Origin of the sequence: Chryseobacterium salviniae (assembly GCF_035819015.1) — a bacterium.
GTDB lineage: Bacteria > Bacteroidota > Bacteroidia > Flavobacteriales > Weeksellaceae > Chryseobacterium > Chryseobacterium salviniae.
Genome location: NZ_JAYLAA010000008.1, coordinates 1 through 14611, shown reverse-complemented (window position 1 = coordinate 14611; position 14611 = coordinate 1). Strand labels below are relative to the sequence as shown.

The following is a 14611-nucleotide window of genomic DNA, read 5'->3' as shown; positions in this document are numbered from 1 at the left end:
TCAGAACCTTTAAATATTGTCGGCACAGCCTTTGAATGAAATCAGGAGAATTGTGTCATCGTAATCCGGAATTATCATCCGGTTAGCACAGAATCTCAACCGACTGCATTTTAAAATCAATATGAAAAAAATTCTGACTGTATTCCTTGCCGCAATATCAGCATGTGTTGCTGTGGTATATCTTTCCGGTTACCATTTTATATTTAAAGCGTTTGCCCTGAACATCAAAAAAGGCCCCATAACACCGTCAGTTGATGATGCAGAAAAATTTTCTTCCAGAAGTATCCCGAACGAAAACCCCGAAACCTGGAAAAAATCAACCTTATACAATACCCATACAATTCCGGAAGCTATTTTAAAAGAGCTTAAAAAAACAAGAGCTTCTTCCCTCTTGGTTATCCGAAATAAAGAAATCATTCATGAAGAATACTGGAAAGATCACAATGCCTCATCTTTAATGAATTCTTTTTCAATGGCTAAAGGCATACTTTCAATGCTTGTAGGATGTGCCATTGAGGACGGCTATATACAGTCGGAACACCAGCTTCTTTCGTCAATTTTTCCATCTTACAAAACCAGCAGGTATGGTAAGCACCTTACTTTATACCATCTCATGACGATGCAGGCCGGATTGGATTGGAAGGAGGAATACCACCACCCTTTTTCCGAAAATTCAAAGCAATATTTCGTTGAAGATCTTGCGAAGCAGGCTTTTGAAATAGAATGTAAAGAAATGCCCGGCCAGAAATATGAATACCAGAGTGTGGCCGCACAGCTTCTGGGTCTGGCATTAAGGAAGGTTACCCGGAAAGATCTTGCCGCCTATCTTTCAGAAAAAATATGGAAGCCTCTCGGCATGGAATCTCCGGCAAAATGGAGCATTGATAAAAAAGGAGTTGAAAAAGCGTTCTGCTGCATCCATGCAACGCCAAGAGATTTTGCTAAAATCGGACAGTTGGTACTGCAAAACGGAAACTGGAAAGGAATACCAATCCTTAGTGAAGAATATTGCAAAAGAATGCTTGTGCCTACAAAATTAAACGATGCATTCGGTTTTACGATTTGGGCAGATGATGAAGATTCTTTACAGTACAGGTTTTTCTATGGGTTTTTAGGGCAGTTTATTATTATGATTCCCGAAAAGCAGATGATAATTGTAAAAACCGGATTTTACAACAGTCTTGAAGTGGATAAAAAGAAAAGGCCGCTTCAGGTAAAGCTTTTCGCTGAAGAATTTTCGAAGATGATGTAAGCATTCCACCGTTTTTTTATTCTATTAAAATATACCACACTTTACACCCTACCCAGGTACTGGCATACGCTTTGAACTAAGATGACTGCAATCATAAAACCAACGCTGAAAAATTAATAGGTGGTTTTAATATTGCATCATCACTGCAAAACAGAAAAATAGATATGGAAAAAATCGACAGTATCGGAATTGTCGGGGGAGGTCCTGCAGCATTATTCGCTGTTAAACACCTGATCTCCGAAAATATATATCCCCAAACATTATATGTTTTTGAAAAAAGCGCAAGAATAGGTGCTGGAATGCCCTACAGCAAAGAAGGCGCAGCCGGAGAGCACGTCGCCAATGTTTCTGCCAACGAGCTTCCGGAACTTCCTGAAACTTTCTTATCATTTATCCAGAGAAAACCTTACCCGAATCATCCGGATTTCTCAGATTACCGCAATATTAATGAATATAAAGTAATTCCCCGATTAATCCTGGGAGATTATATGGAAGAGCAGTTCAAAATACTGCTGAATACTGCAAGAAAAATGGGCGTTGCAGTGAAAGTGCTCACCGAAACAACCGTTACGGATATTCGTAAAAAAGATCATATTTTTGAAATCGTTACCTCCGGAAATGAAATTTATGAATGCTCGGCAACTATAATTTGTACGGGACATCACTGGCCTAAAAAATATGAAGGAAATAAAAATGGCTGGTATGATTCTCCTTATCCGCCTTCAAAATTTTCCGCCGCTACCAACTACCCCATTGCCATACGCGGGACATCTCTCACAGCCGTTGATGCCATTAAAACATTGGCAAGGCTTAACGGAACATTTAGTGAAGAAGATGATGAGATAACCTATACTTTACATGAAAAAAGCAATAATTTTTGCCTTACCTTATTTTCGAAAAGAGGCTATTTGCCAGCGCTTCGTTTTCATTCGGAAGGAAGTGCTTTTTCTGAAGGCTGGATTATGTCTCAGGAAGAAATCTTTGAATATAAAGAAAAAAATGGTGGTTTTGTAGATTTGAATTATGTGTTCGAGCGTAATTTCAAGCAGCCGTTGCGTAAGAAAAATGAAAAATTCTATAATGAAATTAAAGATCTCACGATAGAGCAGTTTGTAGAAAAAATGCTGACTTTACGGGAGGAACTAGACAGTTTCGAGCTTTTTAAAGCCGAATATTACGAAGCACAAAAATCAATCGAAAGGCACCAGACCATCGCATGGAAAGAAACGCTTTCGGCATTCAGCTATGCGATTAATTATCCGGCTAAACATTTTTCTGCGGAAGATATGATCAGGATGAAAAAAACTTTGCTGCCGCTTATTTCGGTGATTATCGCTTCATTACCCCAGTCTTCATATAAGGAAATAATTGCTTTATATAATCAGGGACTTATCAGCCTTGTAAGTGTAGATGATGAAAGCCATGTAGAACCTCATCAGGAAGAAGGGGCAATTTATCATTATACCGATCATCATACGGGAGATGAAAAATCAGATCATTTCAGAATGTATATTGATGCAGTCGGGCAGCAGCCGGTACAGTTCAATGATATTCCTTTCAGAACGCTTCGCGATGAGGGATTGATAAGTTCAGGCTATCTTAAGTTTAAAGATACCAAAACAGGAAAATTGCAGTTTGAAGAAGACAATAAAAAAATTCTCAAAATCGATCCTGATAACTATTACCTGCGTGTGGACGGACTGAATATCAACGATTACTTCCAGGCATTGGATGATTATGGCAAGGTGACGGAAAACCTTTTTATCATGACTGTGCCTTACATTGCAGGCCTCAATCCGGATTATTCCGGGCTTGACTTCTGTGATACGGCAGGAAAAAGAATTGCTACGTCTTTAAAATCTGGGATCATTGCTGATAAAATCGTTTCATGATATTCAACAAAGATTAAAGAATACACGGAGCTTGCAAAGTTGTGAGCTCTTGTCTTTTTAAAGTTCAATAATTATTTACGGATTCTTTTTAACTGGCGGATTCTGGGAGTCAGTAATCTTTGTTGCCCCTGATAAAATTCCCGGTACTTTTTTATGCTTTTTTCAAGGTTTCTTTTTTGGTTTAAATAATCTTCATACAGCTCGTTCAGCTCTATCATCATCTGATGTGCGTCTTCCGGATTAATACAGGAATCATGTTTCGAATTTTTAATAAGATCCGAATAGTATTTCATCCGTTCGATAAGGCTTGTATGGATTTTCGGCTCTATTCCCTGCATCGTAGTTTTTTATTTAAAATTTAATCCTGAAAATCCTGCAGCAGGACTATCACTCTGAAATAAAACTTCAACCTTGCTTCCCTCAATATTTGTATTTCCCTGTTTTGAATAAATTTTAGCCAGAACAGATAAAAGCAGGGTTTCATTAGGATCACCCAAAGGCAGCAATGGTAAATTATTAAATTCGTTCACAGCAAACTGCGGATTGATTCCGTTGACGTACCCTCCTTCTCCATTCGCATTGAACACTTTATAAATAACAGGATGAAGCTGCCATGTAACTTTTTTCGGCTTTCTTTTATCTTCAATAGGAAACCCGGCCATATCTTTTCCCAAAGTTGCATCTCCCACCTGGATTACTTCCATATAAGGTTTAAGATTATTAATTACAATTTCAGCTGCAGAAGCCGTACTTTTTGAAGTTAAGACATATACTTTATTCAAGCCTAAAGAATTGGCATGCAAAGCATTAAAAGGCAGTGAACCCGGATCGTAAGCAATTTGTTGCGAAAATGTTCTTTTTACTTCGCCGCCGTTTTTGTTGCCTTTGTATGTGATAAACTGCGAATCTGGTGAAATTCCCGGTGGGATCATGGCGCAAAGTGCTGCTGCCGAAGAAACTGAACCACCGTAATTATATCGCAGATCCAATATAAGCTCCTGAATTCCTGTAGATTTGAATTCGCTAAATTTCTGGTTCAGCGCAGATGTCATTCCATCCGGAAAATCATAGATGTAAAGATAACCGGTTTTTTTGCCGTTCTGCTCAAAAATTCTGGATAATAACGGCTGTTCGAGGGAATACCCATAATAAACCGTTACATTTTTTTCATTGATAACAGACCCGTTCTGCCAGGTTCCGACCGTAAGTTCAATAACCGTTTTTCCGGAAATAGATTCCGTGAGTTGTTGTGCGTTGGAAGCGGTGATGGCCTGTCCGTTTATTTTTTTGATAACCATCCCCCGCTCAAGCCCTGAGTTGGAGGCAGGAGAATTTTTTAAAACCATTTTAATAACGGTAACTACCTCACCGCCTGATAACTGCAGGATGGCATAATCGAAACCGAATAAATTCCGTACAGATTTCGGATATGTATTGGGATCTGTGGTATTTACAATAAAAGAAAACCGGTCTTGGGATGATAATAAACTTTTAAAAAAATCCTTTACGGGAAGATGGTAATCTGGTTTTGCAGGCATTTGGTCTGCCCAGTAATAATACCTGCGCATGCTGTCCTGAATCCAGAGATTGGTATATTCTGTGGTTCCTTCAGGAAAGTTTGGTGCTTCATCATCGGTACGGTTGCATGAAACCGTGAAAACCGACAAAAGCATCACCCATAAAAACTGCATTTTCAAAAAGTCTTTCATACCTATTTATCATTACAAATAATCAGCTACATCTATATCGCCTTTAATAACCAGTACTCCGTTTTCCATTTTTTCCTGAAGCACGATCATATTAGCGCCAATATCCTGTTTTATGGTTGCTTTTATAATGGAAGATCCGGTGTAAGGTTCTGTGGTTCCGGGCTTGTACAATTCAAGATAAACAGGCGCTGTGGCACTGAAATAATTATATATTTTTACATTTGTGAAATCTTTTTTCCCGATATTGTCAAACTCGGCAAGCACGACTCCGTTCTCTCTTTTAAGAACACCTTTCACGCCTTCTAAAGAAGAGCCTGAAAATTCTCCAAGATTGGGAAATATAAATTCGAAACCTACTTTTCCTAAATTTACCTGCGGCTTTACAGCATACGTCTGCAGGAAAATTCCGGGCAGATTGAAAAAGTAGAGGTTTTTATAATCTTTTATATTGTCATAATTAATAGCGTAAGACGCTATTTTTGTTCCGGTCTGTTGGTTGTAAATTCCCAGTTCATCGGTCTCTCCATTATCGAGTACAAAATTGATTTTGGTTTCTATCTTTTCGGTATAAGAGGTGGAACCGTTGATGGAAACAGGCTGGTCATTCAGCCGCATCTGGATGATATCCGGCTTTGAGAATCCTTTCACTGCAATTTCAGCAGGAAACTGGTCTTTATCATAAGCCTCCAGCGCGCTGTTGTCTGTGCATGAAAAAAATAATGTAAAGGCTAAAAGTGCTATAAAGTTTTTCATTGTATTGTCATTAAGTCATCATCAATTTTTAAAAAAACTGCCCAAAACCGATCAGGCATCGGGCAATTACCTAATTTTAAAATCTAATTGAAAATGTTTACTTCGAGTTTTCATGGTTTCCTTTTTAAAAGGAATCTTTTATTTTTTAATGAATTTCAGTCTTTCGGCAGTTTTACCATCCGATACTTCTGCAAGATAAGTTCCTGTAGATAGGGCTGTAACATTAATGTTTCTTGAATATTTAGACATTAGAACTTTTTGTCCTGCCATATTGTAAATGGTTACCATAACCGAATTTTCCTTGAATATAGGATTAAGCTGCAGCTGTAAAGATTCTGAAACAGGATTTTCCATTACTTTCGTAAGCGCTTTTTGTGCTGCTGATTCTTTTGTCCCAAGAACAAATGAAGTCGCATAAATTCCTATTTCGTCGATATTGATATTCTGAACATTCAGTCCGGCAGTAATTCTGTTTGACCAGAAACCGATATAAATTTTCTTCCCTGCAAAGCTTGAAAGATTTACGAGACTTTCAGCAGATTGTGTTACATCCGTAGAAGGCCAAGGATTTGCCGTGTTTCCGGCGATAATGGTGTATGGACTGCTAGTGGTATTCCCGTTTACGTCAACCGTCATTGCCTGAAAATCTGCAACGGTAGGAACCGGCTTTTGAGGAGTGCTGGTAAAAATCCAGAGATCTCTTCCTACAATGGTATGGCTTGATCTCTGTCTGCTGATATAAGCAGCAAGAGTGATGGTTCCGGAAGCTCCCGTTAAATCAATTTCAGGGGAAATAACCCAATCATTTTCCGAAGCAAAATTGGCTGCCGTGCCGGAAGGTACAAGACTAATGGAATATCTTAAGACTCCTGCAGTACCATAACTAAGGGTAGTTCCGTTTAAATAAATATTATTTCCCTGCTGCCATTGGTTGCTGTTTCCGTTTCCGTTGTAAAACGTCCATCCCAAAACATCATCAGGAGTATCAAAAGAATTTACCCATACAGGAATCTGGGAATAAGCCATTAGTGGCAAAAGCAAAATAGAAAATAAAATTGTTTTTTTCATTATGAAAATATTTATCAGATTTAAAAAAAGCAGCAAACAGCAGTGTTTCACTGTTTCCTGCATTGAAAAATTATTCTATGATTGAGAAATCATATTTAGTCCAAGAAGCAAAGAAATTTCCGCAATTTCTTGATCCAAGGTCAACAGTACCTGCGTTGAAGAACGGCTGAGGCATTCCTCCGCTAAGCGTAGTTGCCGTACCTCCAGGAACAGTAAGTGCTGATTTGGTAGATCCTACTAATGAAGCATAGTTGAATGTATATCCGTAAGCCTGCACATTAGTAAAGTTAAGATCTGAAAGATTCACAGGAGCACTGCTCACTGTTTCTAATAATACTCCTACAGGATACCCGGTAACTGTAGCATTATTTAATGTTAATTTTCCGTTTCTTCTTACGTGAATTGCATTTTCATACAAAGCACCGAATGAAGAAGTACCCGCTCCTACGATGGTAAGGTTGTTGATTACCGGATGCGTGAATGGCGATGCAGAAGAACCTGTTCCGTCGTTATCAAGCTCGATACCGTTTGAATCAGGATTTGAACCGCTAAGACTGTGTGTAGAATTTTGATCTGCTAAAGCTAAAGCACAGTCAATTGTTCCTGTATAACCGAAATCGAAATCGAAGTTATCATCATCAGAAGCAAAAGAAATAAGGTTTGAAGCATTTACCGTACCTCCGAAGAATTCAAAAGAATCATCTCTACCGTAAGCTACTTGAATGTGATCTAAAGTAGTACCGCTTCCTACTCCTCCTAAAGTTAATCCGTTGATTTCATTTCCTGAATTAGGAGCAAAAAGGTCATATCCTGCAAATTCGATACGAGCATACTTCAAACTACCGCTGTTGTCTGAAGCATTAGAACCTCCGTACTGATAATCTGTACCGGATAAACCTTCGATTACAGTAGTTGTAGGTTTGTTGGTAGGTGCAGCTCCCAAGATGATTACTCCTCCGAAATCTCCAGGTTTTGCTGTTGTGTTTTCGTCACCATCCAATAAGTTGTAGCTTGTGAAAACGATTGGCTGAGAAGAAGTTCCCTGAGCATCAATACTGCTTCCTCTTGAAATCACCAAAACTCCTGTCGCTGTATTTGTAGCGCTTGGTTTTGCTTTGATGAATGTTCCCGGCTGAATAGTAAGTACAGCACCACCTTTTACGGTTACAATACCGTCAAGTTCGATAACACCACTCCATGTTGTATTTGCTGTAATAGCTCCGCTTACCGTTGTTACAGGAAGTGAAGAAGCTGTTAAATATTCTGCAGAAGCAGACTGCATTTCAAATGGTGTAGTAGCATCTGCTAAAGTTTCATGCTGACAAGCTGTAAGAGATAAAGCTGTAACTGCGATTAAAGTTAATTTTCTCATTGTTAAAGTTTTTGAATGATCAAGCCTATATATAGTTTTCCAGACCTGATGGTTTTTTAAATATTTAGAAATACCCGCCTCTGTATTTCTGCGATTTGGTTATTTTTACCCTTCACTACATGAGGAGCTATAATGAAGAGTTCCCTATTTTCCATTACTGATATTCGGGAAGATATCAGCTTTGTTCTGAATCAATACCGTGGTGCGCATCACAGTACTATACTTGATTCAAATGATCAGGATAAAACCTGTAACATTGCAATGAGCTCTTTATTGAATATTCATTTATTTTAGAAGGTATAATTCACGCTCAACCCGAAATTTCTTCCGTTATAAGCCCTGAATAATACTCTGTCTATATCTTTATCATATTTATCGGTAGCTCCGGGCAGAAGCTCCAGTGCCTCCCTTTCGGTCTGATAATCTGTTCCGGTTCCTTTAAACACGGAATACGAATTGAAATTGTTATAAAATTCTTTCACCCTGTTAAAAAGATTCCTGACATTAAATTTTATCTCTAAATTCCTGTCTCTTAATAATTTGTAAGAAATCTGTGCATCGGCCACCGCATAAGGCCTCTGAATCTCTTCTCCAATGTAGGCATATCCCACGGTAATGTACTGGTCGCCTTTGGCATTGTAGAGGAAGTTCACTCCCAGGCGGTCTCCGTCATATAAAAGGCCGAGATTGTATGCGTAAGGCGTCTGTCCGTACAATGGCCTTTCCACTTCATAGGTATCATCGGTATCTTCGGTTTTGTAGCGGTCTTTAAAAGCGATCACCTTCGTGGAGTTATAGGTAAAGTTCCCGCTGATAAAAAGATGTTGAAGGAAGGAACTTTCTTTTATAAAACCAAAGCTTTTCCGCACTTCCACTTCAAAGCCCGTTAGCTTTGCATTTTTCGAGTTTCCGTTGTATAAAAACAAGTTTCCTTCGCTGGAAATAAAACCTTCCCGCTCTATCGGGCGGTCGATATTTTTGTAATATAAACCTGCCGAAATAATTTCTCCCAGATTCGGAAACCATTCAAACTTAAAATCATAATTATTGATCACTGAAGAAGTCATCTCGGTATTATAAATTAAACCATTAGCCACAGGATCGAAATAAGGCAGCCCGGTTCTTTCATTAAACTGCGGACGGATTACCGATCTGTTATACGCAAGCCTGACATTAATTTTACTGGTGGGGCTGTACGTAAAGTTGGCGGATGGCATCCATTGCCACGGCTTATCATCAATCGCTGTTTTTGTAACATTTTTAGGATCATCCGGATCCAGCTGCTGAGAGATGAGTGTATATTTAAAATATTCTGCACGCAGCCCCCATACAAGTCGCAGCTTATTTTTCCAACGGTTGTCAAACATGATGTATGGCGCATGCTGATCTACCTCTCCTTCATACCTGTCATCTTTATAGAGGGGTTTAGTCTGCCACCCGATTCCTCCCTGTGTATAGCGTGAACCATCAAACCAGTCTGCAAGCAAGCCGTACATTTTCAGATAAATTTTTTCATTATTCGGGACATTACGGTTTTCATCCACTTTCAGGAAAAATTTCTGCTGCTCGTTGGTATTGCTTTTCAAGGCACCGGCATATCCTACTTTTACATCGGTTTTAAAGTTTCCGGCATCCATTTTCCATTTTGCCGAAGCTCCGAAGTTGTAATCAGTTTCTTTGTTTCCGATATATCCTCTTGAAAAATTATTCCCTGAATTATACACCTGATGATAGGTTAAAATTTCACTTCCCACAAAATCGTAAAAAGTCTGGTACTGCGTATAATCTTTAGTATCTGAAATTACGCCTGTTCTTGCAGCAAACCAGTTGATTTCCACATCTTTGATCTTGTGATTTCCTTCCAATTTATTCTGAAGCAATGTCTGGTAAACAGGGTAATCTGTATTATCCGTATAAGGTCTGTCCAGATTAATCAACTGTGAAGGATCATTACCGGGAATTATCCCGTCATAAAAATAATTGTATGAACTTTCCGCCATTGCCGGTTGACCGGTACCTCCGGTGTATTCATTCCATCCGGTAATTCTTGTAAGCGTCTGATCATAAATATGTGTATAAGAGTTACGGAATGAAATTCTGTTTTTTCCCAGCTGCAAACCGAAATTCAGCATTGCTCCAATTGTGGAATTATAACTGTAAGAGGCTCCTTTATTTTTAAAATTAAAAAATCTTACGGGTGCTACTCCCATTTCCTGCCAGTTATTGACAAGCCCTGCATTATCCAGCCAGCTACCTCTTCCGGTGTGGTCGATATCAAGTTTATTTTGTTCGTTCCTGATGGTAAGTGCACCGGCAAGTCCCCATTTGTTATTATTTTTCATTTTGAAGCTTCTTCCCAACGCTAGCTGCATATTGGAATTCAAATCTGCCTTTGTTCGGTAATTGGTGAAATTATCATTAACAAAACGCTTTGACTGCTCAAAAAACAGAGGATTGTTCCAGTCGGTATATTCAAGATCCATTGGGAAATCCCTTGTTCCGTCATCATACCCGAAGTAATCGTATTTTCCTCTTTTTCGGGTTAAAAATTCTTTAAAAGTGGCAATATCATTATAGGAAGTTCCCAACGTTACCGTAGTAAAATTTTCATTAGGAATATCCTTCGTTCTCACTTCTACAAATCCTCCGGCAAAACTGGCATTCATATCAGGTGTTGCCGTTTTACTGATTACCACACTTTCCACCATGGAATTTGGGATAATATCGAAGGAGAAATTCTGGTTATACGCTTCGGTACTCGGAAGGTTGATTCCGTCCATCGCAGCGGTATTCCATCGCTCACCCATTGATCGTACCACCACATATTTGTTATCGATTGTAGTTACTCCGGTTACTCTTTTCAACGTTGCACCCAGATCGTTATCCGGTGTTTTTGAAATCTGCTCTGCCGAAATCCCGTCGCTCATCTGGGCGGCTTTTTTTTGCTGGGTTAATAATCCGGCCTGTGTATCTGCTTTTCTTGTTGCAGTAATTACCACTTCTTTTATATCTGAAACTTTATCAGAAACCGCTCTCATTGCAAAGGAAACGGTATTGGTTGTATTATCTTTAACCTGAAGCTTTTCTACACGCAAAGAATTGTATTTGGGAGACTTTACAGTTAAGGTATACGTTCCGGAAGGAAGCTCTACCACAAAATCTCCGTTATTATCGGTTACTGTTTTTCTGCCTGCGATACTTATTTCCGCACCAACAACCGGATTTCCTACTTCATCTACAATTTTTCCTGAAATCCTTCCGCTTCCCGGTACGGAAACTTCAGTTCCTCTGTACTTTACCGAAATAAGATCTCCGCGAAGGCGGTATATTACGGGAAGCCCGTTGGTTAAATTATCAAGACAATTCTGAACAGGAATATTTTCGCATTGTGTTGTTTTTATTTTTATGTCTTTAATATCTGTTTTGGAATACGCCAGTCTCATTCCTGTTTTACCTGCCAATTCTTCCAGCACTTCGATTAGGGGTCTACCTGCAGGAGCCGTAAACGACACTTTTTGTGACAACTCCTGTGCTTCCGCCGCTACCGAAAAAAATACTGCCGCAATGGTAAAACTACATTTCAAACTTTTCATTGTTAGTGTTTACTTATTATATTGATCTGATTATTAGATTTATTTTGGTTTAATTAAGGATATAGGCCTGCTTTTCTTTCCGTACTTCCAGCCCAAGTATGAAAGCAAGCGCTTCAATATTTTCGTCGGTACTTCCACCCGTGAAATCGGCGGTTATTTTCTTTTCTGCAAATTCTTTAGGATAAATAATGCTGATGCTGTAGTTTTTCTGAAGAACCTCAGTCACTTCTTTCAGCATAACATCGTTAAAGCTTAATGATACTAAAGACGGTACTGTTTTACGGGATGTTTTTTCCTTCTCATAAGAAATGACGGCTGTGGTACGGGCTACCCCGAAGTTGGTCCATTTCTGATGAGGTTTGAGGAAAGCGACAGGAGCACCCACATAAGAAACGGCAACTTTTCCTTCATAAAGATCTACCGTCTTGTTGTTTCCGGTTTGTGTAATTTTAAAAACAGTACCTAATACTTTCGTACTGAAACCATCAGCATTTACAATAAAAGGATGCTTTTTCGATTTTGCCACTGTGAAAACAGCGTCCCCCTTCAGATCTACAATCCGGGTTTCCTGCGGAAAAGATTTTTCTACCGTAAGCTGCGAGCCGGGAAGCAGTATTACGACTGAACCATCTGCCAGCTGTACTTTTCGATTTGCAGATTCTGCATAATATACATCTGCCTTAAAGAACGAATGATAAATGAAAAAACTTCCTACTGTAAAAAGCAATATGATGGCAGCCGCCGCCTGGAAAAAATATTTTTTAAATATATTCGGATGATGTGAAATAGCTGTTGGTGTGAAATAAGGTTCCAGATAAAACAAAACTTTTTCCCTGGATTCTATAATATTTTTTTTGTCCAGATTTTTTTCCACGCTTGTTTTCCATTGTTCTAAAAGTTCCGTTTCTTTCTCTGAAATTTTCTCTTCAGTAACCTCCCTTTCCCAAAGCCTGAAAACGAATGCCTGAATTTCTTTATACTGTAGGTTTTTCATAAATGCCTGATAAACGTTTGCCGTTACATCTATAAAACAGCGAAATTGGAAAACTTCCCCAGCATAGATTTAACATTGCATTCACATTAGGGTCAACTTGTTAACAATTTGTGCTACTTTTTAACCATTTGTGAAAATTTAATTTATTATTTACATCTTATTTTCAGAAATAATTAATATTACACTCCCCAAAGTTCACAAAAAGTTAATTTTCATTTAGGTAATTTTGCACCAATGAATCAGACGGATCACATATTATTGAAAAAAGTAAAAACAGGCGACCGCCCAGCTTTTATGATACTTTATGAAAGGTATTGGGATGATTTGTACCGCTTTGTTTTTGTAAGGACTAAAGACAGGGAACTGGCAGAAGAATTACTTCAAAATCTGTGGATTAAAATTCTTGAAGACACAGATAGCATACAGACAGACGGAAACGGAAGTGCAAAAGGATATTTTCTGAAGCATCTTCATTTCAGAGTGATTGATTATTTTAACAGTAATAAAAAAGAAAGAGCAATCATAAGTATCGACGAAACTGAATATTCAGCAGATCTTACCGATACAGAATATTTTGAAATTCTTGAAGACTATGAAATTACCGATCTTTTTACCATGATTGACGAAGTAGTATCCACGCTTCCTGCCACAGAGCAGAAAGTATACGATATGAGAATCCGCAAAAACAGGTCGGTGGATGAAACTGCTGAAGCTTTAGGTTTAAGCAATAAAACCGTGAGCAATAAGCTGAGCAATGCGCTCGGTGAGATCCGGGAACAGCTGAATCCCAAATACCAGTCTTCCAAGAAATTTATTTCGATCATCATCATGATCGAACTGTTAATGAAAAACCAGTAGAAAAAAATAAATACAGGCTTTCCTTCATAATCTATTGATAGCATACCACATTTGATATCGGTTTATCACTACTTGGCAATAAAGTTGTATGCTTCTATTGCGTTGTAATAGGTAAGTGTCTTTACCATATGAATCAGCAGGTACATTCCAATTGATAAATTTGTTGTTCTTAAAATACACTTACCTAAATTTTCTTTTTTAAACATTCAAACATAAAATATAATGAAAATACTATTCGTAGTTACCTCCCATGACGAATTGGGAAATACAGGTAAAAAAACAGGCTTCTGGGTAGAAGAATTTGCAGCACCTTATTATTTGCTAAAAGATGCAGGATTTGATATCACGGTGGCAACACCTAAAGGCGGACAGGCACCTATTGATCCTAAAAGTGAAGATCCGGATGCACAAACATCTGCCACAAAACGTTATTATGAGGATAAAGAAGTACAAAACATCATCGCCAATACAGAAAAGCTGACTGATCAGAAAGCGGCCGATTTTGATGCTGTTTTCTATCCGGGAGGCCACGGCCCGCTTTGGGATCTTGCTTATGATAAAGATTCCCAGCAACTAATCCTTGATTTCTATTACAATAAGAAGCCGGTAGCTGCGGTTTGCCATGCTCCGGGCGTTTTTAAAGACATCGTCCTCGAAAACGGCGATCCTTTTGTTAAAGATAAAAATGTTACCGGTTTTTCAAACAGTGAAGAAGATGCAGTTCAGCTAACGGATATTGTTCCTTTCCTGGTAGAAGATGAACTCAAAAAATCGGGCGGAAATTACACCAGGACAGACGACTGGGGAGTGCACGTTGTTCAGGACGGATTGCTAATTACGGGACAAAACCCGGCTTCTTCGGAAGGCGTGGCAGAAAAATTAATATCTGCTCTGAAAAATAATTAATCTATCTTTTGAGAGAGATAAGCTTTTCGGGCGGCCGTTGAAAACGGCCGCCCGAAAAGCTAACCATATAAGTTTAACAAGTAAACCAAAGAATAACATGACAAAAATATATTAAAKGAGATCATAAAGCAACGGGGAAAAACTTTCATATCATGACCTTGAATTTAAAGCTTAAATAAAAATACTTTCCTAACAAATTAAAAGAAGCCTGCAC

General features: G+C 38.6%; 11 protein-coding genes. 4 read left to right on the top strand and 7 right to left on the bottom strand.

Annotated elements, in window-relative coordinates; genetic code table 11:
* Nucleotides 1-121 precede the first annotated feature (121 nt).
* Together SOP96_RS01705 and SOP96_RS01700 are read left to right on the top strand one after the other, a co-directional pair.
* Nucleotides 122-1252 (top strand): serine hydrolase domain-containing protein, encoded by a 1131-nt coding sequence (locus SOP96_RS01705; RefSeq protein WP_326319505.1) that lies wholly within the window; start codon nt 122-124, stop codon nt 1250-1252.
* 164 nt (nt 1253-1416) lie between these two features.
* Nucleotides 1417-3144 (top strand): FAD/NAD(P)-binding protein, encoded by a 1728-nt coding sequence (locus SOP96_RS01700; protein WP_326319504.1) that lies wholly within the window; start codon nt 1417-1419, stop codon nt 3142-3144.
* A 71-nt stretch (nt 3145-3215) separates the two neighbouring features.
* Here SOP96_RS01700 and SOP96_RS01695 read toward each other — a convergent pair whose 3' ends face one another.
* The 7 genes from SOP96_RS01695 to SOP96_RS01665 form a co-directional block, all read right to left on the bottom strand.
* Complete coding sequence (locus tag SOP96_RS01695; RefSeq protein ID WP_326319503.1) at nt 3216-3482, bottom strand: hypothetical protein; 267 nt, start codon at nt 3480-3482, stop codon at nt 3216-3218.
* 9 nt (nt 3483-3491) lie between these two features.
* On the bottom strand, nt 3492-4853 hold the full coding sequence (locus SOP96_RS01690) for a S41 family peptidase (RefSeq protein ID WP_326319502.1): 1362 nt from the start codon (nt 4851-4853) through the stop codon (nt 3492-3494).
* A 12-nt stretch (nt 4854-4865) separates the two neighbouring features.
* Nucleotides 4866-5606 carry a hypothetical protein gene (locus tag SOP96_RS01685; RefSeq protein ID WP_326319501.1) on the bottom strand — a complete coding sequence of 247 codons (741 nt, stop codon included), beginning with the start codon at nt 5604-5606 and terminating at the stop codon, nt 4866-4868.
* A gap of 138 nt (nt 5607-5744) precedes the next feature.
* On the bottom strand, nt 5745-6674 hold the full coding sequence (locus SOP96_RS01680) for a T9SS type A sorting domain-containing protein (protein ID WP_326319500.1): 930 nt from the start codon (nt 6672-6674) through the stop codon (nt 5745-5747).
* Nucleotides 6675-6744: 70 nt separating this feature from the next.
* Nucleotides 6745-8046, bottom strand: a complete 1302-nt coding sequence (locus tag SOP96_RS01675) for a hypothetical protein (RefSeq protein WP_326319499.1) — start codon at nt 8044-8046, stop codon at nt 6745-6747.
* 290 nt (nt 8047-8336) lie between these two features.
* Nucleotides 8337-11639: a TonB-dependent receptor gene (locus SOP96_RS01670; RefSeq protein ID WP_326319498.1), complete on the bottom strand. Its 3303-nt coding sequence runs from the start codon at nt 11637-11639 to the stop codon at nt 8337-8339.
* 49 nt (nt 11640-11688) lie between these two features.
* Nucleotides 11689-12633, bottom strand: coding sequence for a FecR family protein (locus tag SOP96_RS01665; protein WP_326319497.1), 945 nt, complete (start codon nt 12631-12633; stop codon nt 11689-11691).
* A gap of 234 nt (nt 12634-12867) precedes the next feature.
* On the opposite strand from SOP96_RS01665, the gene SOP96_RS01660 reads away from it, so the two are divergent.
* Complete coding sequence (locus SOP96_RS01660) at nt 12868-13491, top strand: RNA polymerase sigma factor (RefSeq protein ID WP_326319496.1); 624 nt, start codon at nt 12868-12870, stop codon at nt 13489-13491.
* 222 nt (nt 13492-13713) lie between these two features.
* Complete coding sequence (locus tag SOP96_RS01655; protein WP_326319495.1) at nt 13714-14397, top strand: type 1 glutamine amidotransferase domain-containing protein; 684 nt, start codon at nt 13714-13716, stop codon at nt 14395-14397.
* Nucleotides 14398-14611 lie beyond the last annotated feature (214 nt).